The sequence below is a fragment of the Bacillus sp. EKM501B genome (assembly GCF_011800505.1).
Classification (GTDB): domain Bacteria; phylum Bacillota; class Bacilli; order Bacillales; family Bacillaceae_G; genus Bacillus_A; species Bacillus_A cereus.
The window spans coordinates 312,051-338,618 of sequence record NZ_JAALFZ010000003.1 but is presented as its reverse complement, the minus strand read 5'-3'; the positions used below and the strand labels follow the sequence as shown (position 1 = coordinate 338,618).

Sequence of the window (26,568 nt, the reverse complement as noted above, 5' to 3'; positions counted from 1 at the left end):
AAAACAAAACGACCAAATTACATAATGTGCAATTTGGTCGTTACTGTGTGCTCACTTTCTTTAACACTTTTGAAAAATCAACAAGTTCTCCTAATGTTGGAGGTGCTGGTTTTACTAAATACTCTTTATCTTTTTCTACTAGTTTAAAAATGTTGTACGTCGTCATTGCATCATCAAGCGCACAATGATGCTTCCCTGTCCCTACTTTTCCATACGCCTCAATTGCTTTCCATAATCCTGTTTGATTTCTTTCTCCAAAAAACTTCTTATACTCAAGCGATAAATCACGACACTGTCCGAAGAATGGAAAAGCTATCCCTGCCATTTCACAATTATGCTTCAGCACTTTCATATCCATATTTCCCCACGTTACAATTGTCGGTTTACATTTCGTTTCGTATTCTGAAAGCTTCTTAACGAGTTCAGGAAATGAAATCCCTTTATCCACGACTTCTTGTTTTATTCCTAAAAACTTCTTACATCGATCCGTTAAAGAGGGAAATGTTTTCGGCCTAACATGTGATGAATACGTATCTTCTACCTTACAGCCAGCAACTGAAACGAGTCCTACCTCAATAATCTCTGGAAAAAATCCTTTCGGTTTCTTTCTATGCTGGGGCATCGTAAACTCAAAGTCTAAAAATAAAAATCGTTGTTCATCCATACGATCCCTTCCTTATCATTTTTGTCATTCCTTTCTATTTGACACTCCTACACGAACAAGCTCGAATGCTAATTCCATTTTAAATATTCAGATTGGATGTATCTTATATATATGTCAAATGCCCACAAATATTTTAAAAAATAAGAAAAAATGACCTATGCAGAAAATATGACAAAATCTCTCCTTTCATTTACATCCGCCATTTTCCTACTTTATAATGACGTTATGTGTGTTTCTTCTAGAGCATTTTTGACACACTAAGAAAAAGTGAATGAAAGGAGATGAGATTTTTGCACGAAACAACGCAAGAACTCGCTAACTGGCAGTATTATTTTGCTATCGCAGTCTTTTTAATTACATATGCCATTATTATTTCTGAAAAAATTAATCGCGCTGTCATCGCACTTCTTGGTGCAGCACTCATGGTAATTGTGGGGGGCGTCGATTTACATAACGCCTTTACGAAACATATTGAATGGGGAACGATTACGCTACTCATCGGTATGATGATTTTGGTGAACATTACGAGTAAATCAGGTGTCTTCCAATACGTTGCCATTAAAGCAGCAAAAGGGGCACAAGGAAATCCAATTAAAATTTTAATTTCACTTTCCTTACTTACCGCGCTTGGCTCCGCATTTTTAGATAACGTTACAACTGTACTTCTTGTTGTTCCAGTTACTTTATCTATTACGCGCATACTGCAAGTAAATCCTGTTCCTTATTTACTTTCTGAAATTATTTTTTCAAACATTGGAGGAACAGCAACATTAATTGGTGATCCACCTAACATTATGATTGGTTCTGCAAATAAGCATTTAGACTTCAATGCTTTCCTATTGAATCTAGCACCTATTGTAATTATTATTATTGCAGTTACAGCGATAATACTTTACTTCATGTATCGCAAACAATTAATTGCCGATCCTGTACAAGTTAAAAAATTAATGAGCTTAGATGAAAAACAATACATTAAAGACCCAGTATTAATGAAAAAATCTTTAACGGTACTTGGACTTACGATTGTAGGTTTCATGACTCATTCTATTTTCCATATCGATGCCGCTATTATCGCCTTAACTGGTGCTACTGTACTTATGTTAATTGGTGTGAAAGAGCATGAAATTGAAGAAGTATTTGCAAGCGTAGAGTGGGTAACAATCTTCTTCTTCGCAGGGTTATTCGTACTTGTTGGAGGACTTATCGATATCGGTCTTATCAAAATGTTAGCTCAAAAAGTAATTGGTATAACAGGCGGAGATATTTCTTACGCATCCATCCTTATTTTATGGGTATCTGGTATCGCCTCTGCAACAATTGATAACATCCCATTCGTCGCAACAATGATTCCACTTATTAACGATATGGCAGTTGGGCTAGGCTTATCACCATCTGACGCACAAATCGATGTATTATGGTGGGCATTAGCACTAGGTGCTTGTCTGGGCGGAAACGGAACATTAATCGGAGCTTCTGCTAACGTAATCGTTGCAGGTATCGCGAGCCGCGAAGGACATAAATTTAGTTACATGGACTTCCTAAAAGTCGGTTTCCCAATTATGATCGTTTCATTAATCATTTCTCACATTTATATTTATTTACGCTACCTTATGTAGTAGAAAAAGCGCTCTGATAATCAGGGCGCTTTTTTACTTATAGCTACTTATCAACAAAAATGAAAAATCTACTCTTTATATCTCACCGGTTCATTTCGAATAATAAATAAGTGAATCGGTAAGAACACCGAAAATGTGATTACATGAATAATCGTAAATAATATAGAGTTCGTTCCGTATCTGTCTAAAATAGCGTAGATAAGATAAATGGACAATACAATCGATACAGCTGTTGCTAGTAAACTTATAATTGGTACGAAATTAAAAATGAAACATGCAACATATATGCCGAATACTTTCCACCCTGCTTCTTCTTTCAAAAAATCTGGTAATTTATCTTTTGCTAAGTCCCCCCACGTCTTACTATTCAAAAACGGAATAAACGCAAGCACCCCGTCCGTTGCACCATCATTTTTCGCCATCGAATAAAGTGCAAAAGCCGTTAACAAATATGAAATAATTGCCCAAATCAATATAACAAGAATAAACGCAAAACTAAGAGCAAAGAAACCTGCTAGTACGCCTTGATCCTCCATCTTATCCTCTCCTCTCTACTTTCAACATATTTCATTACATTGCAAGTTATGTTTTAAAATTTATCCAAACTCTTTGTATAATAAGAGAAGAAAGAGAATAAGAGAGGAGAAACACGTATGCATCCATTTGTAAAAGCATTACAAGAGCATTTTACAGCTCATCAAAATCTTGAAAAAGCAGAACCCATGGCTCGTTATATGAAAAATCACTTCCCATTTCTAGGTATTCAAACACCGGAAAGACGCCAATTATTAAAAGACATCATTCAAATACATACTCTCCCAGATAAAAGAGACTTCCAAATTATCGTACGTGAACTTTGGGACTTACCAGAACGTGAATTCCAAGCGGCTGCACTTGATATTATGCAAAAATATAAAAAGCATATAAACGAAACACATATCCCCTTCTTAGAAGAATTGATTGTAACAAAATCTTGGTGGGACACTGTCGATAGCATCGTACCTACATTTTTAGGTAATATCTTTTTACAACATCCAGAATTGATTTCTGCCTATATCCCAAAATGGATTGCATCAGATAACATTTGGTTACAACGTGCCACTATTTTATTCCAACTCAAATATAAACAAAAGATGGATGAAGAACTTCTTTTCTGGATTATTGGACAACTACATTCTTCAAAAGAATTTTTCATTCAAAAAGCAATTGGCTGGGTCCTTCGTGAATATGCAAAAACAAATCAGGATGTAGTTTGGGAATACGTGCAAAACAATGAGCTCGCTCCATTAAGTAAGCGTGAAGCAATTAAGCATATTAAGCAAAATTACGGAATAAATAATGAAAAAATAGGCGAGACTCTATCATAGATAGACGCGTTCCTCTATTGAGATTTAAAAAAGAACGTGTTAGAATATGTTCATTATTATTAATATAAGTAGCGATGACGGACTTATAAGTACTTGCATAAAAAGCGATTCAGGGATAGTGAAAGCCTGAAGACGCAAGGAAACGGCAGTCTCGAGCAATACATGATAAAGTGGATGCACCTTTTGTGTATCAACTAGGGTGGAACCGCGGGCAAACGCTCGTCCCTAGGCAAATAAGCCTTGGGATGAGCGTTTTTTTATGTTCTTTTTAACATATACTGCCCGTTTCCAAAGTATCAGAGTATGTCATCGCCAATACGTTAACTTTCAAAAGGAGGATTTTCTTATGTATTCAATGGAACAAGTTGTAAACTTAGCGAAACATCGCGGTTTTGTTTTCCCTGGTTCTGAAATTTACGGTGGTCTTGCAAACACTTGGGATTACGGTCCACTTGGAATCGAATTAAAAAATAACGTTAAAAAAGCTTGGTGGAAAAAATTCATTCAAGAATCTCCACACAACGTTGGTTTAGACGCAGCTATTTTAATGAACCCTAAAACTTGGATCGCTTCTGGTCACGTTGGTAACTTCAACGATCCAATGATCGACTGTAAAAAATGTAAAGCTCGTCACCGTGCTGACAAATTAATTGAGGATGCTTTAGATGCAAAAGGCATCGAAATGGTTGTTGACGGTCTTACTTTCGACCAAATGGCTGACTTAATGAAAGAACATGAAGTAAAATGTCCTGATTGCGGTAGTGAAGAATTTACTGAAATCCGTCAGTTCAACTTAATGTTCAAAACATTCCAAGGTGTTACAGAGTCTAGCACAAACGAAATCTTCCTTCGTCCTGAAACAGCACAGGGTATTTTCGTAAACTTCAAAAACGTTCAACGCTCTATGCGTAAAAAGCTTCCATTTGGTATCGGCCAAATCGGTAAGAGTTTCCGTAACGAAATCACACCTGGTAACTTCACATTCCGTACACGTGAATTCGAACAAATGGAACTTGAATTCTTCTGTAAGCCTGGTGAAGATTTAGAGTGGTTCGCATTCTGGCGTGAAACTTGTAAAAACTGGTTACTTTCACTTGGTATGTCTGAAGAGAGCATGCGTCTTCGTGACCACGGTGAAGAAGAGTTATCTCACTACAGTAATGCAACAACTGACATTGAATTCAAATTCCCATTCGGTTGGGGCGAACTTTGGGGCGTTGCATCTCGTACAGACTTCGACTTAAAACGTCACATGGAACACTCAAACGAAGACTTTAACTATATCGATCCACAAACGAATGAGCGTTACGTACCATACTGCATCGAGCCATCTTTAGGCGCAGACCGCGTAACATTAGCATTCTTATGTGATGCATATGAAGAAGAGCAATTAGAAAACGATTCTCGTACAGTTCTTCGTTTCCACCCTGCTTTAGCACCATACAAAGCAGCTATCTTACCATTATCTAAAAAGCTATCTGAAGGTGCTACTGAAGTATTCGCAGAATTAGCTAAAGACTTCATGGTAGACTTTGATGAAACTGGTTCTATCGGTAAACGTTACCGTCGTCAAGACGAAATCGGTACACCATTCTGTATCACATACGACTTCGACTCAGTTGAAGACAAAGCTGTTACAGTACGTGACCGTGACACAATGGAACAAGTTCGTATGCCAATTAGCGAACTAAAAGGTTTCTTAGAGAAGAAAATCCAGTTCTAATTATAAGAAAAAGAGGCTGCTCATAAGAGCGCCTCTTTTTTATTTTTCACGTTTTTCTTTAATTGCTACTGTACATCTTGATATACATAGTAAATCATCATTTTCATCAATAATGCGAACATCCCAAACCATTGTCGATTGTCCTCTATGTATTGGTGTTCCAATCGCTGTTACAATTCCATCTTTCTTTGAGCGAATGTGGTTCGCATTAATTTCTAATCCGAAACAAATACATTTTTCTTGATCAATTAAATTATATGAACCAACACTTGCCACTGTTTCTGCTAATGCAACCGATGCACCACCATGTAAAAATCCAAATGGCTGATGCGTACGCTCATCAACAGGCATCGTAGCAACCACCTTATCTTCTGTCATCTCTAACAACTCAATTCCAAGTGAATCCATTAAAGTTTTTGCCATATCGCTTCCCCCTTCTCTTACTTTAATTAAATGTATAATTTTACCTATTTATTTTCAAACTACTTATAACACTTATATAAGGAGGCTTCACCTAAATGAAACAGAAATTTTGTATATTACTGCTTATGTTCTCCTTGCTGACTATTGTACCAAATTGTGCAATAACAGCCAAAGCATCTAACCTGACAATCGATGTTAAGACTGTAACGCAAAAAGGTAAGAAACCTTATATAGAATATCAAATAAACAGGCCTTCTTTTCACGAATTTTCTGACTCTAAATTTCAAAATAAACTCAATTTATACTACAAAAAATCCACTGACAAATTTAAAACCAAATTAGAAAAAGAAGCAAAAAAATATTATAAAGAGACAGAAGGATCTAGTACACCATTTCATCCGTACGTAGCAAATGTTGATTATAAAGTCTCTTTAAACAAACCACCTTTTCTTAGCCTATATGTGAATTACTATCAATATACTGGCGGAGCACACGGTCTTTATACGTGGAAGGCAAATACATTCGATTTAAACGAAAAAAAGGTACTGCACTTAGACGATTTATTTGAACAAAAGGATAAATATAAAGATGTAATCCGTGCGGAGATTGTACGACAAATTAAACAAAATGAAAGCATTTATTTTCCTGATGCAACTGAAAAAGTAATGAGTATGAAAAAATTCCACTTCTTTTTAGAGCCAGACAATCTCGTCATTTATTTCCCTTTATATGAGATTGCTCCCTATTCAAGTGGAATTCCGCAATTTCGTATTCCATATACGTTGCTAAGAGACTATTTAAAGCCTTCTTATCAAAATATTTTGATTGACAACAAGTAAATATTTTCGCTACGATAATGTTAACCTAAAAACAACAGGAGGTTAACATTATGAGGAGATTTCATGTTTTAGATTTAGCATTAGCTGCCATGTTCGTTGCTCTTATGGCAATCGGTGCAAATATTGTATCTTGGGCACCATTCCTTCAAGTAGCAGGCATCCCATTATCTATGCAACCATTTTTCGCAATTTTAGCAGGTCTTCTTCTTGGAAGTAGACTTGGTGCCTTATCCATGACTGTATATATGCTCGTTGGCGTAGCCGGCGCACCAATCTTCGCTAACTTCAAAGCTGGATTTGGAGCACTTTTAGATCCTACTGGTGGTTTTATTATCGCATTTATTATCGTTGCTTACGTATCCGGAAAACTAGTAGAACAAAAAGAAAGACCAACATTCATTACATTTGCAATTGCCTCTTTCACAGGAATTATTTTAACTTATATAATCGGTACTACTTACATGTACGGGGCAGTCAATCTCTTTATGGGCGGTAATATGAGCTATAAAGCTGCTTGGATGATTATGATGTGGTTTGCAGTAAAAGATATTGCATTTACAATTATCGGTGCTATTATCGCACCTCGCATATATTATGCTGTGCGTCGTTCTGCTTATCAGCATTCTCATTCGACGATTTCATAATAAAAAAATGAGTTATTTCAGTATACTGAAATAACTCATTTTTTATTATGACTCTTGATCCGCTTGTTCTTCTAAAATTTTCTTCATCATCGCAACCATGTCATCACGTAATTCTGGGTGTTGCAGAGCCATTTCGATTGTCGTTTGAACGAATCCTAGCTTTTCACCTACGTCGTAGCGCTTTCCTTCGAAATCGTAGGCAAATACACGTTGGATTTCATTTAAGCTTTGGATTGCATCTGTTAACTGAATTTCACCACCAGCACCGACATGTTGCTGTTCTAAGAACATAAAGATTTCAGGCGTTAAAATGTAGCGCCCCATAATCGCTAAGTTTGAAGGAGCTGTACCTTGTGCTGGTTTCTCAACGAAATTGCGAACTTGGTAACGACGACCTTCTTGTTCTAATGGATCGATAATTCCATAGCGATGTGTTTCCGACTCTGGAACAGTTTGTACACCAATAACAGAAGAAAGTGTTTTTTCATACTCATCCATTAATTGACGTAAACACGGTTTCTCAGCTTGGACAATATCATCACCTAGTAACACTGCAAATGGCTCATCACCAATGAATTTACGTGCACACCAAACAGCATGTCCTAGTCCCTTCGGCTCTTTTTGACGGATGTAATGAATATCTACCATTTTTGAAGAAGCTTGTACTTTTTCAAGCAACTCATATTTTTTCTTCTCTAATAAGTTTTGTTCTAGTTCAAATGCGTTATCAAAATGATCTTCGATAGAGCGCTTTGTTTTACCAGTAACAATAATAATATCTTCGATTCCCGATTTCACTGCTTCTTCTACAATGTATTGGATCGTTGGTTTATCTACTATCGGTAACATTTCTTTCGGCATTGCTTTCGTTGCTGGTAAAAAACGTGTTCCTAATCCAGCTGCTGGGATTATCGCTTTTCTTACTTTTTTCATCACAAAATACCCTCTCTCCTGTCGGAATCAATAGCAATCATTTCCTACATAAAACAAAAGGGAGATTTCGCTCCCTTTTGTTCCTTACTACTTAAAATTACTTTGTATTATAAACGATTCATAATGTCTTCTTTAATAGTAAGTAACTTTTGTTCACTATTTTGTAAAGAACTATCTTTCACACCAAAGTAAAACTTAATCTTCGGCTCAGTTCCAGATGGACGTAGGCAGAACCATGAACCATCCTCTAATTGATATTTTAACACATTTGATTTCGGTAAGTGAATCTCTTCTTTATGTCCATCTTGTAAAGATGTAACAACGCTCGCTTTATAGTCTTCAACTGCTACGACTGTTAAGCCCGCCACTTCTTTCGGAGGATTTTCACGGAACGTTGCCATCATCTCTTGGATTTTTTCCGCTCCATCTTTTCCTTTTAACGTTAACGATACAAGGTCTTCACGGAAGAAGCCGTACTTCTCAAATACTTCTAATAGACCGTCATATAACGTTTTCCCTTGTGATTTGTAGTATGCAGCTACTTCACATGCAAATAGAACAGATTGTACTGCATCTTTATCACGGCAGAATGGGCGGATTAAATAACCATAGCTTTCCTCATAACCGAATTGGAATTCATATTGTCCGCTTTCTTCATACTGTCTAATTTTCTCACCGATAAATTTAAATCCAGTTAGCGTATCAACTGTATCTAAACCGTATGCTTTTGCAATTGTACGACCAATTTCAGACGTTACGATTGTTTTTAATACGACACCGTTCTCTGGAAGCGTTCCGTTTTCTTTCTTTTGAGATAGTAAGTAATCAAGCATTAATGCACCTGTTTGGTTTCCTGTTAATACTTGGAACTCACCATTATGATTACGCACTGCTACACCAAGACGGTCTGCGTCAGGATCAGTTGCGATTAATACATCTGCGCCTACCTTTTCACCGTCACGAATTGCATACTCAAACGCTGCGTGCTCCTCTGGGTTCGGTGATTTTACTGTAGAGAAGTTTGGATCTGGTAACTCTTGTTCTTTTACAACTGTTACATCTGTAAATCCAACTTCTTTTAAACCACGGCGTACAGAAATATTTGATGTTCCGTGTAATGGTGTAAAGACGATTTTTAAGTCTTTACCGACCTTTTCCACCATTTCTTTATTAATGATGACATTGTTCAATTCTGTAGCATATGCATCATCTACTTCTTGTCCAATAATATGTAATAAACCGTCAGTTTTTAATTGCTCTACATCAGCGACTTCAACTGTTAATTCATCTTCTACTGCATTTACGTAGCTAATTAACTCATCTGCCTCTTTTGGAGGTAACTGTCCACCATCTTCACCGTATACTTTGTATCCGTTATATTCAGGTGGATTATGGCTTGCCGTAAGAACGATTCCACTTACTGTATGTAAATGACGAACTGCGAAAGAAAGTACTGGCGTTGGACGTAAGCTTTCAAACACATATGTTGTGATACCGCGTGCACCAAGTGTAGCAGCAACTTCCATTGCAAACTCAGGTGATTTATGACGAGAATCATAGGCTACAACAACACCGCGTTTTTTCGCTTCCTCACCTAACTTTTCGATAAAGCTTGCTAATCCTTTTGTTGCTTTACGAACTGTATATACATTTAAACGGTTCGTACCAGCACCAAGTTCACCACGCATACCACCTGTGCCAAACTCTAGATTTTTATAAAAGCTATCCTCGATTTTCTTCTCATCTTGCTTCATATTTTCTAGCTGTTCTTTTAATTCTGCATCTAATTGTGCGTAAGAAAGCCAGCGACTAAATTCTTGTTTCCAATTCATTCTTCTCTCTCCTCTCGCTCGTCATACCTTTATTATATGAAAAAAACATGCTGTATCTCAATATTTTATAAAATCTAACAGGATTTTACTAGGAATATTTGTATACACTATTGTTAAATACTCCACTAAAGGGAATGAGGATTATGCACGAATGGGGCTTGTCAGAAGAGCTCAAAATACAAACAAAGCAAATGATTGAAATTGCTGAAAAAGAACTATCGATTATGAGGAACGCAATCGATAAAGAAGACGAATGTATTTTATGCAAAATGGAAGATATTCATCATATGTTAGCAAATGTACAAACATTGGCAGCTACATACTATATTCAGGCATATTTATCACCTTATACGGAAAGTTCATCTTTTATTACGACAGCTATCCAACATTTAAGCGCCAGAAAACATGGTGCTCTTATCGTCGTGGAACGAAACGAGACGCTTGAAGCTCTCATTCAAACTGGAACGACATTAAACGCTCATTTAACTGCGCCATTACTCGAATCAATATTTTATCCAGGTAACCCTCTTCATGACGGTGCCGTTCTCGTAAAAAATAATCATATTGTCTCAGCTGCTAATATTCTTCCTTTAACGAAAAGTACAGAAGTTGATCCTGAGCTAGGAACACGTCACAGAGCTGCAATTGGCTTATCTGAAAAGAGTGATGCACTTATATTAGTTGTCTCTGAAGAAACGGGCCGTACTTCTTTTGCTTTAAATGGGGTTTTGTATACGATTTCTTTATAAAGTGAAACTTTAATCAGCCCTCACCAATCGAGCGTTTACCGGCAATCCGACCTAACTGCTTTCCTTTCGCTGAATTTTGAGTTATGGGTCTTACTACCCGGCAAATAGTGGGATAAACAAACCTATAAAAAAGAAGACTGTTCCAAAATATCGGAACAGTCTTCACTTATACTCTTATTCTTCTCCAAAACGCTCCACAAGTGTTGCAAGTGTACGTACCATTGCGCCAGTTGCTCCAGCTGGACCTAAGTCGTGCGCACCTTTTGTTTCTGATGTTCCAGCGATATCTAAGTGTACCCATGGTGTATCTTCAGCGAATTCGCCTAAGAATGTACCTGCCATAACCGCATGTCCTTCACGGCCTGGTGAGTTATTTAAATCAGCAAACTTACTGTTTCTCACACGTTCTTTATCACGATCAAAAATCGGTAGTTGCCAAATTGGCTCATCTGTTTCCATAGAAGCCTCTAGCACTTGCTCAAATAACTCTTCATTATTTGTCATTGCGCCTGTCGTATAGTTTCCAAGTGCAACAATTACACCGCCTGTTAATGTTGCAACATCAACAAGGTAGTTTGCACCAAGTTTTTTCGCATACGTAATACCGTCAGCTAAAGCTAGACGACCTTCTGCATCCGTATTTAATACTTCAATTGTTTTTCCGCTCATAGATGTGATTACATCGTCTGGCTTAAATGCCGTACCACTTACAACGTTATCAGTTGAAGGAATAACAGCGATCACATTTTGTTCTGGGCGAAGTTCACCGATAATTTCCATCGCACCTAATACAGCAGCTGCACCGCCCATATCACCTTTCATACCAACCATGCCTTCACGTGGTTTTAAAGAATAACCACCAGTATCGTATGTAATACCTTTTCCAACGAACCCAATGACATCTGTCCACTCTTCTTTTCCTTTATAAATAAGAGCAATCATTTTTGGTGGCTCTACACTACCTTGGTTTACTGCAAGTAACGCACCCATACCAAGGTCTTCCATCTCTTCTTTCTCAAGAACTTTATAGTCCATATCATATTTCTCCGCTAATTCAACAGCATACTCAGCAAGCTTTGTCGCTGTTAATACGTTTGGCGGCATATTTACAAGTGTACGAGCTGAATTTGTTGCACGTCCATGTACGTAGCCAACTGTTAATGCTGCTTCAATTTCTTGTGCATCTTCCGCTGTAATAGCCGTGAACTTCTCTAACTCTACACGATCCTTTTTATCTGATTTATACGTTTGTAACTCATATGTACCAAGGCCTTGTACCTCTGCCGCAATATGAGCGACATCAATCGCGTCTAATTTCTCTGTTACGAAAGAATCAAGTAAGATTGCTGCATCTCGTACTTTTGCTGCTTGCAGTGTTTTAAACGCCTTACCAAGAGCCGCACGTAACGTTTCTGTCGTGTAAGATTCTTTCTTTCCTAAACCAACAAAGTAATAACGTTTCACATTTGTTTTCCCTAAGCTATGTACTTTCGAAATGGCCTTTTTCTTCGTAGATAATTCTTTCTCTTCTAGTAAAACTTGTAATTGCCCTTCAAACGCTTTGTCCAGTTCTTGTACAAAACTACTCATTTTCTCTTCTTCAAATAAAGCAACAATTACCGCTTCATGACCTGCTAATTCTTTTTGTACTTGAAACATGTTCAGACCCCCTAAATTTCTCTACCACCATTATAACTTTATTTTCGATAAAATGCGATAATTCTAACTACAGTTATATGGCGTGTAAAATCGCAGATCCAAAATCTCCTCTATCATGAAATAAGCCAAGAAAAAAAGTCTAGCGTAATTACGACTAGACTATCTTTGTTTTAAATATTGACCACGAAACACTTGCATCGTTTCGTCTTGATTTAACATCGTTAACTCTTCTTCTGTAAACTTACCATTTCCTACTTTTACTACGTACACATTTACTTTTTTCTTACCCCATTGGCTATAAACATCTTTCACCGTATCATAATATAGATCAAGACGGTTTCCTTTTATTGCACCGCCCTTATCAGCTACTACACCATACCCGTAACCTGGCACGAAGAGAATCGTTCCAATCGGGAATACGCGTAAGTCCGCAGCAATTGTGGAATATAAATCCCTTTTCACTTTGACACCTGAATATGTAATACCATACTCTGGATGCCCTGGCCTCTTACCAGTTGACTCAATCCCCGATGTATAACCTGTTGCAGTCATTTCAATTGAACGATATTTAGACCAGTCGTTTGCCTGCTCTAAAGCATTTATCACTTCTTTACTCGGAGCAACATTTCTCTTAACTTCTGCTGCATGTACTTCTTTTGCACTCATTCCTTCATATATCTTTACAATCTCTAATAAAGAAACTCCTGTGAAAGCATTCCATGTTACGCATAATGCAATTGCAAGTAAACAAGTCATCATAATGCGAATACAATATCGTTTTAACATTTTTATATTCCACACTCCTTCATCGTTAATCATTCCCTATACGATGAAGGAATATGCAAAAAAATAATCTCCAACTTAATTGGAGATTAAAACATTTGATATCCGCTTTTCCGAAGTTTCTTGATTACGACTCCTGCTAAAGCAGCCCCTACTAATCCAGTAGATAGAATAAATACGTCTGCTTGTCCTAAGTGCGATACACTTGTCCCAAATGAAGAAAATGCTTCTTTCGGTTTTGAAAAATAATCCCACATACTCGCTTTATTAATAATAAGCATACAAACAATCGGATACACAATAACCATTACCCAAGTAGCTCGCAAAATCATATTGAGTAAAAATCCAATTCCAAAGAACAAAATAAAGAATAACATCATTGAAATAAGTAGTACCGGTATACTCACTCTTTTCCCCTCTCCTTCGCACGTGCCGTAAATACGTGATAAGCTGTATAACCAAATGGTTCACCTGGATTTAATGTTTTGTCCACTTCAAGATGTAGTTCTGATCTTCCTTCTAACAAATATTTAATAAGCACAGACGTATTCGGATCGTCTACAATCTTATCCGGATGTAAGAACGCCACTTCAGACAATTCTTTCTCCTGTACAATAATATTTTCTCCTTCAGGTTCCAAAAGGAAAATAATCATATTATCACTAATCTCATTACGAATAACACCCGATCGAACACCAATAATCCCCTTCACATGAGCAACAATGCCTGTCTCTTCTAACACTTCGCGTTTCACAGCTTCATCAACCGTCTCACCTTCATTTACAAAACCAGCCGGTAAAGACCATTTCCCTTTTAATCCACTGTATTTCTTCTTAACAAATAGCCACCTACCATCTTTTGTAGCTACTAAACCACTAACGGCTAGCCATACCTTCCCTCGTTTCTCCATGATGTAATAACCTCCTCCATCAGAACGGACAGAATATTCTTTCTCTTTTATATATTATACTATATTTTTAATATGAAAAAAGCAGAAACAGCTCTTAGCCGTTTCTGCTTTTTCTACTATATATTAAAAGAACTTTAATTTACCTTTTTTAAGAACTAATAAAGGTCCACCTAATAAGAATAGGTAACGGTTATCGATTACTTTCTTCATGAAGGAAGCTTTCCAACCTGTTAACTTTTTACCCATAACAACGCCCATTGCATCGTCATGACCTAAAGAACATACAGATCCTTTATTATCGAATGCGAATTTCTTCATTTCGCCCTTGCCACGAACTAATACAGTTAAGTTGTGTGCAATATTGTAACCTTGTTGAATTGCAATTTGTGCTGTTGGTGGGTAAGGACGGTTAATTTCTTCATTAATGATTAACGCTGCGTCACCAACCATGAATACATCTTCGTATCCTGGAGCGTGCATGTACTCATCAACTTTTACACGTCCGCGCATTGCTTCAAAGCCAGACTCTTCCACAATACCATTACCACGAACACCTGCAGCCCAAACTACTGTTTCAGACTTAATTAATTCAGTGTCATCGCCATTCGCAACGATAATACCTTCTTCAGTTGCTTCTTTAATTGCTGTACCGATGCGGAATTCTACACCTTTTTTCTCAAGCTGTTTTACAGCGTATTCTACTAACGCTGGATCGAAACCTGGAAGTGCTGTTGGAGCAGCTTCTACACAGATGATACGTGCTTTTTCACGTGGTACATTATACTCTTTGCAAAGTTCAGGAACACGGTTTGCAAGCTCACCTACGTACTCGATACCAGTAAATCCAGCACCACCAACAACGATTGTTACTAACTCATCGCGTTGTTCAGTTGCATATTTAGAGAAACTAGCTTCCATATGCTCACGAATTTCACGAGTTGCATTAATGTTAGCGATTGAGAATGCATGCTCTTTTAATCCTGTAATTCCGAATGTTTCTGATTCGAAACCAAGACCAATTACTAAGTAATCATACTCTAACTCACCATCTTTTAAGATAATGCGTTTTTCAGCAGCTTTAATTTCTACTACTGTGTCTTGTACAAAGTTCACTTTATTTGTATCAATAACGTCTTGAATATCTAGACAGATTTTTTCATCTTGTAATGTACCAGCTGCGCTCTCATGTAACCAAGTCGCTTGGTAGTGATAGCTGTTGTTGTTTACTAGCGTAATTTCAGCTTCATTTACAGATAATGCTTTTTGCAGACGAACAGTCGTAATCATCCCGCCATAACCTGCACCTAAAACTACGATTTTTGGAGTCTTCACCAAATCACAACCCTTTTCTTTATATAATAGTAATAAAAAATAATACCAAGTACTAAAAACTCTATTTGTCAAGAATGTGGAATTTATCACATTCTATATCATAACAAAACGCAGTCAAAAAATCGTACGAATTTTGTCATAGAAATTTAACATAATACTTCCCTATATTAGTCGGTTTTATTCCAGAATTCAAGCGTCTGGAGAATTATCAATATTTTAAAATAACATAGCGTTTTCAAGGGTTTTTTAGCCTTTTTTTCATGTATTTTCCTTTCTGTATATTTTATACAATAAAAAAGAACCGATGCGAAAACTTACACACAATTCAGTCGTTTTCAGAAGTATTATGAACTCAAATATGCTATCATTTATTTGAAAGTGTCATCATTTGCAGGATTTTCGTGTACATATGAACAATATATGAAATCAATATCAAAATTCCATCTATAGGGGGAATGAAAGTGGCAGAAAATCAAAAAGTTTACGACATAACAATTATTGGTGGTGGTCCAACGGGACTGTTCACAGCATTTTATGGCGGTATGAGACAAGCAAGTGTAAAAATCATTGAAAGCTTACCTCAACTTGGCGGACAATTATCCGCACTCTACCCTGAAAAATACATTTATGATGTGGCTGGATTTCCAAAAGTGCGCGCACAAGAATTAGTTGATAACTTAAAAGAGCAAATGAAGAAATTTGACCCAACTGTTTGTTTAGAAGAAGCTGTCGATACGCTTGAGAAACAAGCTGACGGTATATTTAAACTTGTTACGAATAAGCAAACTCACTATTCTAAATCAGTTATTATTACTGCTGGCAATGGTGCTTTCCAACCACGCCGCTTAGAATTAGAAGGTACAGCGAAATACGAAAAGAAAAACTTACATTATTTCGTTGATGATATGAATAAATTTGCTGGTAAGCGCGTCGTAGTATTTGGCGGTGGCGACTCAGCAGTAGACTGGACAATGATGTTAGAACCGATTGCTGAAAAAGTTACAATCGTTCATCGTCGTGATAAATTCCGTGCGCATGAACATAGCGTAGAAAGCTTAATGAATTCTCGTGCAGAAGTAAGTACACCATACGTTCCAGTAGAACTCATTGGTGATGACAAGATTGAACAAGTCGTTCTTCAACATGTAAAAACGGAGGAAAAAATTATCATCGATGTTGATGACGTAATCGTAAACTACGGCTTCGTTTCTTCTCTTGGCCCAATTAAAAACTGGGGCTTAGATATACAAAAAAACAGCATCCTTGTAAATTCAAAAATGGAAACAAATATTCCTGGCATTTACGCTGCTGGTGACATTTGTACATATGAAGGAAAAGTAAAACTTATCGCTTGTGGATTTGGCGAAGCACCGACAGCAGTAAACAATGCAAAAGCTTACTTCGATCCAAATGCAAAACTTCAACCGATGCATAGCTCAAGTATGTTTTAATATGCAAAAATAAAGCTCCTTCCATACGTGGAAGGAGCTTTCCTTTTATATAACATAAAAGCACACTGAGTCCAATAAACTATCGAACTCAGTGTGCTTTTCGTCTAAAAAATTATTGTTTTCTTCTTCTACCTAATACGAATAATACTCCGCCAACTAAGAATGAAATTCCCGCACCAACTGACATCATCCATGAATGTGCTCCCCCTGTTTTCGGTAATTCTTTTTCTACTTTTACTTGCGGTTCTTTAATTAACTTTTCCAGTCTTACTTCCGGTTTCTCCGGTTTCACTTCTGGTTTCTTCAGATCTTTCGGTTCCTCCGGTTTCACTTCTGGTTCCTTCGGCTCTTTCGGATCTTCTGGCTTCACTTCTGGTTCTTTTGGTTCTTTCGGTTCCTCCGGTTTCACTTCTGGTTCCTTCGGCTCTTTCGGTTCCTCCGGTTTCACTTCTGGTTCTTTCGGTTCTTTCGGCTCTTCCGGCTTCACTTCTGGTTCCTTCGGTTCTTTCGGCTCTTCCGGCTTCACTTCTGGTTCTTTCGGTTCTTTCGGCTCTTCCGGTTTCACTTCTGGTTCCTTCGACTCTTTCGGATCCTCTGGTTTCACTTCTGGTTCTTTTGGTTCTTTCGGTTCCTCCGGTTTCACTTCTGGTTCCTTCGGCTCTTCCGGTTTCACTTCTGGTTCCTTCGGCTCTTCCGGTTTCACTTCTGGTTCCTTCGGCTCTTCCGGCTTCACTTCTGGTTCCTTCGGTTCTTTCGGCTCTTCTGGTTTCACTTCTGGTTCCTTCGGCTCTTCCGGCTTCACTTCTGGTTCCTTCGGTTCTTTCGGCTCTTCCGGTTTCACTTCTGGTTCTTTCGGCTCTTCCGGTTTCACTTCTGGTTCCTTCGGCTCTTCTGGTTTCACTTCTGGTTCCTTCGGCTCTTCTGGTATCTTAAGATCTTCTTTTGTTTTCGGTAAAATTGTAACTGTAGGCTCAAGTGGTGGATTTATTTTATCGTCCACTACCGCTCTATTTGTTATCCCTTTACTTGGTGCTGCTTTTACCTTCACTTTAAAAATAATACTACGTTCTTTCGTATCTGTAATTTCTAGATACTTTGCTATTACTTTTCCAAACTCCATTTTTAACTCTATTGGATTTGGTTCAGCCCCTTCAAATCTAATGCTATCTTGCACGTACTCTAAACCGGCTGGAATTTCATCTTCTACCTTTACCTCTGCTAGTTTGCCGTTTTCTACCGTATTTTTGAAACTAATTCGGTATTCTACTTCTTCTCCTAGCTTCGGTTCTTTATTATTTACTGTCTTCGTCGCTTTTAACTTACCATCTTTATATTCTGGCTTTATTGTCGCTGTCGGTTCCATAACTGGATGATCTGGATCATCTACATGAATGATCGCTTTATTTGTTATTTCCTCTCCAACTTTTACTGATTCTTTTACCTTTACTTTAAAGATGATACTTCTTTCTTTCGTATCCATAATTTCTGGATACTTCACTGTTACTTTTCCATTCTCGACTTTAAGTTCTGTTGGCACAGGCTTATCACCTACGGCCTCCAGACTTTCTTTCACATACTCTAAACCAGACGGAATTTCATCTTCAATCTTTACATCAACTAACTTCCCGCCATCTACTGTGCCGTTAAAAGTAATTCGATATTCGATTTCTTCCCCTAGCTTTGGTTCATGGTTACTTACTTCTTTCCTTGCCTCTAGTTTCCCATCTTTATATTGAGGTGTAATTGGTATAAGTGACTCAACTGGTGGATTTGTCGGATTATTATCATCCACAACCGCCTTGTTTATAATTTCTTTTCCTACTTGTACCGTTTCTTGTACTTTCACTTTAAAGATGATACTTCTTTTTTTCGTATCCGTAATTTCTGGATACTTTGCTGTTACTTTTCCATTCTCAACTTTAAGTTCTACTGGATTTGGTTCCGGCCCATCAGACTTTATACTATCCTGTACGTATTCTAAACCAGCTGGAATTTCGTCCTCTACTTTTACCTCAGTTAGTTTGCCGTTTTCTACTGTATTTTCAAAACTAATTCGATATTCTACTTCTTCTCCTAACTTCGGTTCATGGTTACTCACTGTCTTTTCAGCTTGTAATACACCCTCTTTATGTTGAGGTTGTATCGCGACATTCGGTTTCTCTGGTGGATTTATAGTATCTTCCACAACCGCCGTATTCACAATCGCTTCTCCAATTTTAGCTTTTTCTTTCACTTTTGCTTTAAAGACGATACTTCTTTCTTTCGTATCCGTAATTTCTGGATATTCTGCGAGTACTATGCCGTTTTTCACTTTTACATGCAACGGTTTTGGATTATCCCCCTCAGCTCTTTCGCTACCTTCTACAAACTCTAAACTGTTTGGTAATTCATCCTTAATTTTCACCTTCGCTAATTTTCCGTGCTCAACTACGTTACGGAACGTAATTCGATACTCTACTTCTTCTCCTAATTTTGGAGCTGGGTTATTTACTGTTTTCTCAGCTTTTATTTTTCCATTCTTATACTCCGGTGTAATAATCGCTTCTGGTTTTTGCGGAGGATTCTTCGGATGATCATCATCCACAATTGCCGTATTCACGATTTTCTTCCCGACTTTTACTGCTTCTGTTACTTTTACCTTAAAGATAATGCTACGCTCAGCTGTATCAGTAATATTTTCATACTTCGCTGTAATTTTTCCAGCTTCTTCTTTTAACTCTACCGGATTTGGTTCATTACCTTCTGCTTTTAAACTATCCTTCACATACTCTAATCCATTTGGTAGTTGATCCTCAATTTTCACTTCTGCTAGTTTTCCGTTTTCTACCGTATTTTTAAAACTAATTCGGTACTCTACTTCTTCTCCTAGCTTTGGATCTTTTTTACTTACCTTTTTATTAGCTTTAAATTTACCATCTTTATGCTGCGGTGTAATATCTACTTCTGGTCGCTCTGGTGGATTTTTTGTATCATCAACAATTGCTTTATTTACAATTGCCTTGTCCACTTCAACGGAATCTTTCACCTTCACTTTAAAGATAATGCTTCTTTCTTTCATGTCAGTGATATTTTCATACTTCGCACTAACCTTACCAGCTTCTTCTTTCAACTCTACTGGGGCCGGCTTATCACCTTCTGCTTTTAGACTATCTTTCACATACTCTAAACCAAACGGAATTTCATCCTCAATTTTCACCTCTGCCAGTTTTCCATCTTTCACCGTATTATTAAATGAAATTCGATATTCGATTTCTTCACCTAGCTTCGGTTTATGATTATTCACCTTTTTATGAGCAGCAATTTTACCATCTTTATATTGTGGTGTAATTTTTGCTGTCGGATCAATTACTGGATGGTTCGGATCATCAACATGGATAATCGCTTTATTTGTAATGTCCTTCCCTATTGTAACCGAATCTTTTACCTTCACTTTAAAGACAATACTTCTTTCTTGCGTATCCATAATCTCTGAATACTTTGCCATTACCTTACCATTTTCTACTTTCAACTCCACTGGTTTTGGCTCTTCACCTTCAGCTTTTTCGCTTCCTTCTACAAACTCTAATCCAGCTGGAATTTTATCTTCTATTTTTACCTCTGCTAGTTTTCCATCTTTCACCGTGTTATTAAAAATAATTCGATATTCGATTTCCTCACCTAACTTCGGTTCATGGTTACTTACTTCTTTTCTTGCCTCAATTTTCCCATCTTTATATTGTGGTGTAATCGGTACATAAGGCTCTTCTGGCAGATTCTTTGTATCATCTACAATTGCCTCATTTACGATTTCTTCTCCCACTTTTACGCTTTCTTTTACCTTCGCTTTAAAGACAATGCTTCTTTCCTCTGTATCTGTAATTTCTGGATACTTTGCCATTACCTTATTATTTTTCACATGTAGCTCTACTGGTTTCGGTTTAGAACCTTCTGCCGTGATACTGCCTTCCACATACTCTAAACCATTTGGTAATGCATCCTTTATATTTACCTCTGCTAGTTTTCCGTTTTCTACCGTGTTTTTAAAACTAATTCGGTATTCTACTTCTTCTCCTAATTTCGGTTTTTTATTGTTTACAAATTTCTCTGCTTTAAGCTTACCGTCTTTATATTCTGGCGTAATTGTTACTTCTGAAGTTGTTGGATCTTTTGTATCATCAACAACCACTTTATTGACAAGGCCTTCACCAACTTTAAATTCTTCTTTTACTTTCGCTTTAAAGACGATACTTCTTTCTTCTGTATCCGTAATCTCTGGATATTTGGCGATTACTTTTCCATCTTTCACTTTCAGTTCTACTGGATCCGGCTTAGTACCTTCCGCTCGTAAACTATCTTTCACATACTCTAATCCATTTGGTAAATTGTCTTCTATTTTTACCTCTGCTAGCTTTCCGTTTTCTACCGTGTTTTTAAAACTAATTCGGTATTCTACTTCTTCTCCTAACTTCGGCGTTTCATTATTTACCGTCTTCTTCGCTTCCACTTTTCCGTCTTTATGTTGCGGAATAATTTCTGCTGTCGGTGTTTCTGGCGGATGTTTCGTATCGCTCACAATCGCTTCATTAACAATTGAATCGCTCACTTTACCTTTTACTTTCACTTTAAAGGTAATACTTCTCTCTTTTGTATCTGTAATCTCAGGATACTTTGCCATTACCTTACCGTTTTCAAATTTTAATTCCACTGGATCTGGCTTAGAACCTTCTACTTTTAAACTATCTTTCACATACTCTAATCCATTTGGTAAATCATCTTCTATTTTTACCTCTGTTAGCTTTCCATGTTCTACCGTATTTTTAAAGCTAATTCGGTATTCCACTTCTTCTCCTAACTTCGGCGTTTCATTATTTACTATCTTTTTTGCTTCAAGTTTTCCATCTTTATACTGAGGAGTAATTTCCGCTGTCGGATTAACTGGCTTATTTTGCGAATCATCAATAGTTGCTTTATTAATGATTTTTTTACCGACTTTTACTTCTTCTTTTACTTTCACTTTAAAAACGATACTTCTTTCTTCTGTATCCGTAATTTCTGGATATTTTGCCATTACTTTACCGTTTTCAAATTTCAGCTCTACTGAATCTATTCCGGCACCTTCTGCTTTCAAACTATTTTCTACATACTCTAAACCTTCTGGTAAAGTATCCTCTACTGTCACGTCTGTTAGCTTTCCGTTCTTTACCGTATTTTTCATACTAATTCGGTATTCTACTTCTTCTCCTAACTTCGGTGTTTCATTATTTACGATTTTCTTCGCTTTAATTTTTCCATCTTTGTGTAATGGTGTAATTTTCGCTTCTGGTTCTTTCGGATCTTTCATATCATCAACAATTGCCTTATTGATGATTTCCTTCCCCACTTCCGCTTCTTCCTTCACCTTTACCTTAAAGACAATACTTCTTTCTTTCATATCCGTAATATTGTCGTATTCAGCAATAACTTTTCCATCTTTCACACTTAACTTTAATGGAGCTGGTTTATCACCTTCAGCCTTTTCACTGCCTTTTACATACTCTAAACCGTTAGGAATTGTATCCTCTATTATTACCTTTTCTAGTTTTCCATTTTCTACCGTGTTCTTAAAGCTAATTCGGTATTCTACTTCTTCTCCTAGTTTTGGTGATGGATTATCTACTGTCTTCTTCGAATCAATTATTCCATCCTTATGTTGCGGAGTAATTCTTTCCTCCGGTTCAATCGGTGGATTTTTCGTATCATCAACAATTGCTTTATTGACAATCTCTTTATCTACTTTTACTTCTTCCTTCACCTTTACTTTAAAGACGATACTTCTTTCTTTCATATCCATAATATCGATATACTTAGCTTTGACTATCCCATTTTCAACAGCTAATTCTACTGGTTCAGGTGCTTCTCCTTCGGCCTTGATGCTATTTTCTACATATTCAAGACCTTTTGGAATTGTATCTTCCACTCGCACCTTTTCTAGTTTTCCGTTCTCAACCGTATTATGAAAACTAATGCGGTACTCGATTTCTTCGCCTAACTTTGGCTTCTTATTATTAACTACCTTTGTAGCAGCAATTTCACCTTTTTTACTTTGCGGTGTAATAACAACCTTTGATTCAACAGGCTCATTTTTCGGATCTTTTGCAATTGCTTTATTTACGATTGCCTCCCCTACTTTTGCCGAATCTTTTACTTTCACTTTAAAAACAATACTTCTTTTTTCTGTATCCGTAATTTCTGGATACTTGGCCATTACTTTGCCATCTTCCACTTTTAGTTCTACTGGCTCTGGTTTTATACCTTCAGCTTTCAAACTATCTTTCACGTATTCAACACCTTTAGGTAGTGTATCTTCTACTAGCACCTTTTCTAGTTTTCCGTTTTCTACCGTATTATAAAATGTAATTCGGTATTCCACTTCTTCTCCTAGTTTTGGTGTTTGATTCGTTACGCTTTTTTCTACATCCACTTTACCGTATTTATAATCCGGCGTAATCTTTTCCTCTGGATGCTCAGTTTGTCCATTTGGCTCACTCACAACCGCTTTATTAACAATCGTTTCTCCCGCTTTTGCCTCTTCTTTTACTTTCACTTTAAAGGCAATGCTTCGCTCTTTTGTATCCGTAATCTCTGGATATTTTGCGATTATCTTACCATTTTCTACTTTTAACTCTACTGGATTTGGTGCAGCACCTTCAGCTCTCACACTGCCTTGAACAAATTCTAAGTTAGCTGGAATTTCATCTTCTATTGTAACTGCATCTAGTTTTCCGTTTTCCACCGTATTTTTGAAGCTAATTTGATATTCAACTTCTTCTCCTAGCCTCGGCTTCTTATTTGTTGCTTTTTTCTTTGCAGCAATTTTACCGGCCTTATGCTGTGGTGTAATCTTCTCTTCTAGATTCTTTGGTGGATTTGTTTTATCTCTAACGGTTGCTTTATTAACAATTTCTTCACCAATTTTTGCAGTTTCTTTTACTTTTGTTTTAAAGACGATACTTCTTTCTTCCATATCCATAATTTCTGGATACTTTGCAATTACTTTTCCATTTTCAAACTTCAGCTCTACTGGCTCTGGTTTTGCACCTTCTGCTTTCAAACTATCTTTCACGTATTCAAGACTACTTGGTAATTCATCTTCAATGGTCAATACATCTAGACGTCCATCTTTTGTCTTATTTTTAAATGTAATACGATACTCTACCTCTTCACCTAACTTCGGTGTTTTATTAGAAGCTATTTTTCTCGCCTCTATTTCCCCTGGAACTTCTTTTGGGGTAGTAACCGTAACATTTGCATCGTCCTCAGTTTCATACTTTATCTCGGCACTATCTTGTCCCTTTACAACAACGACATTTTTTACTGTTGTATCTGATTGTACAGAATCTTTCACTTTTACTTTGAATGTAATAACGGTACTTTCACCAGGCTTTAAAACACCACCGTTTTTAGCATCTGCACCCTCACCAACACGGAAATCAATTTGATTATTTACAAACTCTGCTTCATCATCGCTTGCATTATCTGTTTTATTTCCTTTATTACTTCCAGAAACATATTGTATAGACCCTGGAACATACTCTAAACGATCATCTAATTTATCAAAACCTTTTACATTTGATACCGGCGCTTGGTTATTTTTCGTATCATTTTTCACTTCAATTTGATACGTAAACTCTTCACCAACTTTAACGTCCTTAATTTCTTTTCCGGCACTATCTAATGCCTTTTTATCAACTTGTAAGTTTGGAGCATTATGTTCTGTAACGAATGTAGCGTTATTTAATACGTAAATATCACCGCCACCACCATATGCTCTAAAACGCATTTTTGCTTCTTTTAAATCATTTTTCACTTGAGTGGGTCCTTCAAGGTGATACGTATGAATATCTGTACTGAAAGAATTTGTCCAATCTGGATTATATCCTGGGTATTTTTTCGTAACAAATTCGTTAGTACCATCTACTTGTACTTCTGTCATAGATGAGTCATTAACATCATTATCTTTACCTTTAATATTTTTAAACTTTTGATACCCTAACCCAAAATCATACTCTCCATAATCATAGGCATATCCATCATTATCAGCTGGATCACCTTGCGATGAAAAATAACTAAATTTCGCCTTAAAAGCACCTTCTTTTGGTGTGTTTATTTTATTAACATTAATATCTGTCCAGGCTGTACTTTTTTGAGAGACTAGCCCTTCCCAAATCTTCATGTCTTTTACTGTTTCTTTATAGTTTTCATAAACTAAGATAAGATTCCAGTTACCCCAGTAATATCCACTGCCTTTTTCAAATTTAATTTGTGGCACATTTGCAACTGTCACCGTTTGAGAAATACCTTGCTGTGCAATTACATTTGTTACATCTGCATACGCTACGTATCCTGCACCACTGCCATAGTGATTTGCAATATACGGTAAAGAATCCGCTTTTCGTATACTATCAGCACTTACTTCAGCGTATTGCTTATTTCCCATCTTCATTTTAACGGGTTGTCTTACATCTTCATCGCTAACTCTATAATCTGTCCTTGCATCACTCGGAGTCCCCATAGCAGCTGTCCAAAACAAATACGCCTTTTTCACTTTACTTCCAGCAGGAATGTTAGGAAATGCACCTGTTGACGAATTAAATGTAGTATCATCATTATCAACATCTACAGCTTTTTTATTGGTTTTGCCACCAACACTTTGCCTAGTATAATGATTATCTGTTAAACCAAGCGTCACATTACCAGTCTGTACTAAATTACCAGGAGCAATTGTAGAATACAACGGGTCTCCAAATCCTTGTTTATCTCCTGTTTGGATTTGAACCTTCGAAGCATTTTCTGATGCAGCTTGTACTTCTGCATCACTCTGCTTTACTGCTAAAGGTGATTGCTTTTTCTCTTTTTCTAGTTGCTTCTCAGCCTCAGGTTGTTTTATCTTCTCTATTTCTGTTTTTTGTGCAGATGTATTTTTATCTTCTACAGATACTTTTAATTTTCCATCCACTTCTTTAGTTTTTGAATCAGTTGTTGATCCGATAGCTTTCTTACTACTGTCAGCCTCATCATCGGTATTAGCTTCTAACTTCTCTTCAGAAGGAAGCCCTTCAACATCTACAGACATGTTTCCTATTTGTAGTTGATCCTTTTGCACACTAATTTTTTGCTTATACTCTTTATTAAAATGTTGCGCACGACGAGCTTTTATTAATACAGTCATTTTTTCATGTGATTTTAAATCTTGAATTTTAAGATTAGAAGAAAGAACCTTTCCTCCATTATCTTTTTCCTCTACATAGAAATCCGCTACCTTATTTTCAAGTAACTTCTCTCCGTTTACTTTCACAGATTGCGAAAGAAACTCAATTCCATTGTCATTATTTTGTTTAATTACTAATTCTCGGATTGGTGTATCTCCCGTATTTTCAATATTATATTGAAATACGTGCTCCCTCTCCGCTACTTCTCCCTTATACATTTCAGCATTCACTTGATCTGCCTTAATTTTCACATCATTTCCTTGTAACTCATCCCAGCTTTTTTTATTTATCTCTGTAGCAAAAGCACTGGGCGAAGGCAATATGATGGATAGAAGAAGTGTGATCATTGTTACGACATTAAAACACTTCAATACTTGCTTCATATTTTCTACCTTTCTCCTTTCTATATACTTGCT

At 36.9% G+C, this 26,568-nt stretch carries 18 protein-coding genes; 7 read left to right on the top strand and 11 right to left on the bottom strand.

Annotated elements, in window-relative coordinates; all coding sequences use genetic code 11:
• Positions 1-40 precede the first annotated feature (40 nt).
• On the bottom strand, positions 41-664 hold the full coding sequence (gene kapD / locus HFD78_RS10805; protein WP_000344358.1) for a 3'-5' exonuclease KapD: 624 nt from the start codon (positions 662-664) through the stop codon (positions 41-43).
• A gap of 290 nt (positions 665-954) precedes the next feature.
• Here kapD and HFD78_RS10800 point away from each other — a divergent pair, with 290 nt between their 5' ends.
• Positions 955-2,280: an ArsB/NhaD family transporter gene (locus HFD78_RS10800; RefSeq protein ID WP_191968073.1), complete on the top strand. Its 1,326-nt coding sequence runs from the start codon at positions 955-957 to the stop codon at positions 2,278-2,280.
• A 68-nt stretch (positions 2,281-2,348) separates the two neighbouring features.
• On the opposite strand, the gene HFD78_RS10795 is transcribed toward HFD78_RS10800, so the two are convergent.
• The gene (locus HFD78_RS10795) at positions 2,349-2,816 is read right to left on the bottom strand and encodes a hypothetical protein (RefSeq protein WP_000390061.1); all 468 of its coding nucleotides are present in this window, start codon (positions 2,814-2,816) and stop codon (positions 2,349-2,351) included.
• 117 nt (positions 2,817-2,933) lie between these two features.
• Here HFD78_RS10795 and HFD78_RS10790 point away from each other — a divergent pair, with 117 nt between their 5' ends.
• The gene (locus tag HFD78_RS10790; protein WP_000553303.1) at positions 2,934-3,647 is read left to right on the top strand and encodes a DNA alkylation repair protein; all 714 of its coding nucleotides are present in this window, start codon (positions 2,934-2,936) and stop codon (positions 3,645-3,647) included.
• A 346-nt stretch (positions 3,648-3,993) separates the two neighbouring features.
• Complete coding sequence (locus HFD78_RS10785; RefSeq protein WP_000287147.1) at positions 3,994-5,370, top strand: glycine--tRNA ligase; 1,377 nt, start codon at positions 3,994-3,996, stop codon at positions 5,368-5,370.
• A 39-nt stretch (positions 5,371-5,409) separates the two neighbouring features.
• On the opposite strand, the gene HFD78_RS10780 is transcribed toward HFD78_RS10785, so the two are convergent.
• Complete coding sequence (locus HFD78_RS10780; RefSeq protein ID WP_001140612.1) at positions 5,410-5,793, bottom strand: hotdog fold thioesterase; 384 nt, start codon at positions 5,791-5,793, stop codon at positions 5,410-5,412.
• A gap of 95 nt (positions 5,794-5,888) precedes the next feature.
• Here HFD78_RS10780 and HFD78_RS10775 point away from each other — a divergent pair, with 95 nt between their 5' ends.
• Together HFD78_RS10775 and HFD78_RS10770 are read left to right on the top strand one after the other, a co-directional pair.
• On the top strand, positions 5,889-6,632 hold the full coding sequence (locus HFD78_RS10775; RefSeq protein ID WP_000810318.1) for a DUF3298 and DUF4163 domain-containing protein: 744 nt from the start codon (positions 5,889-5,891) through the stop codon (positions 6,630-6,632).
• A 50-nt stretch (positions 6,633-6,682) separates the two neighbouring features.
• Complete coding sequence (locus HFD78_RS10770) at positions 6,683-7,276, top strand: biotin transporter BioY (protein ID WP_001252163.1); 594 nt, start codon at positions 6,683-6,685, stop codon at positions 7,274-7,276.
• Positions 7,277-7,321: 45 nt separating this feature from the next.
• Here the strand turns inward: HFD78_RS10770 and galU are convergent, their stop codons facing one another.
• Positions 7,322-8,209, bottom strand: a complete 888-nt coding sequence (galU, locus tag HFD78_RS10765) for a UTP--glucose-1-phosphate uridylyltransferase GalU (protein WP_033668372.1) — start codon at positions 8,207-8,209, stop codon at positions 7,322-7,324.
• A 107-nt stretch (positions 8,210-8,316) separates the two neighbouring features.
• Positions 8,317-10,041 carry a phospho-sugar mutase gene (locus tag HFD78_RS10760; protein WP_001104224.1) on the bottom strand — a complete coding sequence of 575 codons (1,725 nt, stop codon included), beginning with the start codon at positions 10,039-10,041 and terminating at the stop codon, positions 8,317-8,319.
• A gap of 143 nt (positions 10,042-10,184) precedes the next feature.
• Here HFD78_RS10760 and cdaS point away from each other — a divergent pair, with 143 nt between their 5' ends.
• Positions 10,185-10,790 (top strand): sporulation-specific diadenylate cyclase CdaS, encoded by a 606-nt coding sequence (gene cdaS, locus HFD78_RS10755; RefSeq protein ID WP_000545253.1) that lies wholly within the window; start codon positions 10,185-10,187, stop codon positions 10,788-10,790.
• A 174-nt stretch (positions 10,791-10,964) separates the two neighbouring features.
• Here the strand turns inward: cdaS and pepA are convergent, their stop codons facing one another.
• The 5 genes from pepA to HFD78_RS10730 all read right to left on the bottom strand — a co-directional run bounded on the left by pepA (position 10,965) and on the right by HFD78_RS10730 (position 15,474).
• Positions 10,965-12,449: a cytosol aminopeptidase gene (gene pepA / locus HFD78_RS10750; protein WP_000487949.1), complete on the bottom strand. Its 1,485-nt coding sequence runs from the start codon at positions 12,447-12,449 to the stop codon at positions 10,965-10,967.
• A gap of 159 nt (positions 12,450-12,608) precedes the next feature.
• Positions 12,609-13,235 carry a 3D domain-containing protein gene (locus tag HFD78_RS10745; protein ID WP_000920098.1) on the bottom strand — a complete coding sequence of 209 codons (627 nt, stop codon included), beginning with the start codon at positions 13,233-13,235 and terminating at the stop codon, positions 12,609-12,611.
• Between the two features lie 86 nt (positions 13,236-13,321).
• Positions 13,322-13,639, bottom strand: a complete 318-nt coding sequence (locus HFD78_RS10740; protein WP_000027011.1) for a YuiB family protein — start codon at positions 13,637-13,639, stop codon at positions 13,322-13,324.
• On the bottom strand, positions 13,636-14,142 hold the full coding sequence (locus HFD78_RS10735; protein ID WP_000415321.1) for an NUDIX hydrolase: 507 nt from the start codon (positions 14,140-14,142) through the stop codon (positions 13,636-13,638). Before HFD78_RS10735 ends, HFD78_RS10740 begins: the two co-directional genes overlap by 4 nt.
• Positions 14,143-14,265: 123 nt before the next feature.
• Entirely contained in the window at positions 14,266-15,474 is a 1,209-nt protein-coding gene (locus tag HFD78_RS10730) for an NAD(P)/FAD-dependent oxidoreductase (protein ID WP_000856612.1), read from the bottom strand.
• A 461-nt stretch (positions 15,475-15,935) separates the two neighbouring features.
• Between HFD78_RS10730 and HFD78_RS10725 the strand changes: the two genes are divergently transcribed.
• Positions 15,936-16,925 carry an NAD(P)/FAD-dependent oxidoreductase gene (locus tag HFD78_RS10725; RefSeq protein WP_000829788.1) on the top strand — a complete coding sequence of 330 codons (990 nt, stop codon included), beginning with the start codon at positions 15,936-15,938 and terminating at the stop codon, positions 16,923-16,925.
• Between the two features lie 112 nt (positions 16,926-17,037).
• On the opposite strand, the gene HFD78_RS10720 is transcribed toward HFD78_RS10725, so the two are convergent.
• Positions 17,038-26,535 (bottom strand): isopeptide-forming domain-containing fimbrial protein, encoded by a 9,498-nt coding sequence (locus HFD78_RS10720; RefSeq protein ID WP_191968072.1) that lies wholly within the window; start codon positions 26,533-26,535, stop codon positions 17,038-17,040.
• Between the last annotated feature and the right edge of the window lie 33 nt (positions 26,536-26,568).

Bases quoted from the DNA above. Each gene is read 5' to 3' on its own strand.
- HFD78_RS10760 (WP_001104224.1), bottom strand. From the start codon at position 10,041: ATGAATTGGAAACAAGAATTTAGTCGCTGGCTTTCTTACGCACAATTA.
- HFD78_RS10780 (WP_001140612.1), bottom strand. From the start codon at position 5,793: ATGGCAAAAACTTTAATGGATTCACTTGGAATTGAGTTGTTAGAGATG.
- HFD78_RS10745 (WP_000920098.1), bottom strand. From the start codon at position 13,235: ATGTTAAAACGATATTGTATTCGCATTATGATGACTTGTTTACTTGCA.
- cdaS (WP_000545253.1), top strand. From the start codon at position 10,185: ATGCACGAATGGGGCTTGTCAGAAGAGCTCAAAATACAAACAAAGCAA.
- pepA (WP_000487949.1), bottom strand. From the start codon at position 12,449: ATGTTTCAAGTACAAAAAGAATTAGCAGGTCATGAAGCGGTAATTGTT.
- HFD78_RS10795 (WP_000390061.1), bottom strand. From the start codon at position 2,816: ATGGAGGATCAAGGCGTACTAGCAGGTTTCTTTGCTCTTAGTTTTGCG.
- HFD78_RS10720 (WP_191968072.1), bottom strand. From the start codon at position 26,535: ATGAAGCAAGTATTGAAGTGTTTTAATGTCGTAACAATGATCACACTT.
- HFD78_RS10775 (WP_000810318.1), top strand. From the start codon at position 5,889: ATGAAACAGAAATTTTGTATATTACTGCTTATGTTCTCCTTGCTGACT.
- galU (WP_033668372.1), bottom strand. From the start codon at position 8,209: ATGAAAAAAGTAAGAAAAGCGATAATCCCAGCAGCTGGATTAGGAACA.
- HFD78_RS10735 (WP_000415321.1), bottom strand. From the start codon at position 14,142: ATGGAGAAACGAGGGAAGGTATGGCTAGCCGTTAGTGGTTTAGTAGCT.
- kapD (WP_000344358.1), bottom strand. From the start codon at position 664: ATGGATGAACAACGATTTTTATTTTTAGACTTTGAGTTTACGATGCCC.
- HFD78_RS10770 (WP_001252163.1), top strand. From the start codon at position 6,683: ATGAGGAGATTTCATGTTTTAGATTTAGCATTAGCTGCCATGTTCGTT.
- HFD78_RS10785 (WP_000287147.1), top strand. From the start codon at position 3,994: ATGTATTCAATGGAACAAGTTGTAAACTTAGCGAAACATCGCGGTTTT.
- HFD78_RS10790 (WP_000553303.1), top strand. From the start codon at position 2,934: ATGCATCCATTTGTAAAAGCATTACAAGAGCATTTTACAGCTCATCAA.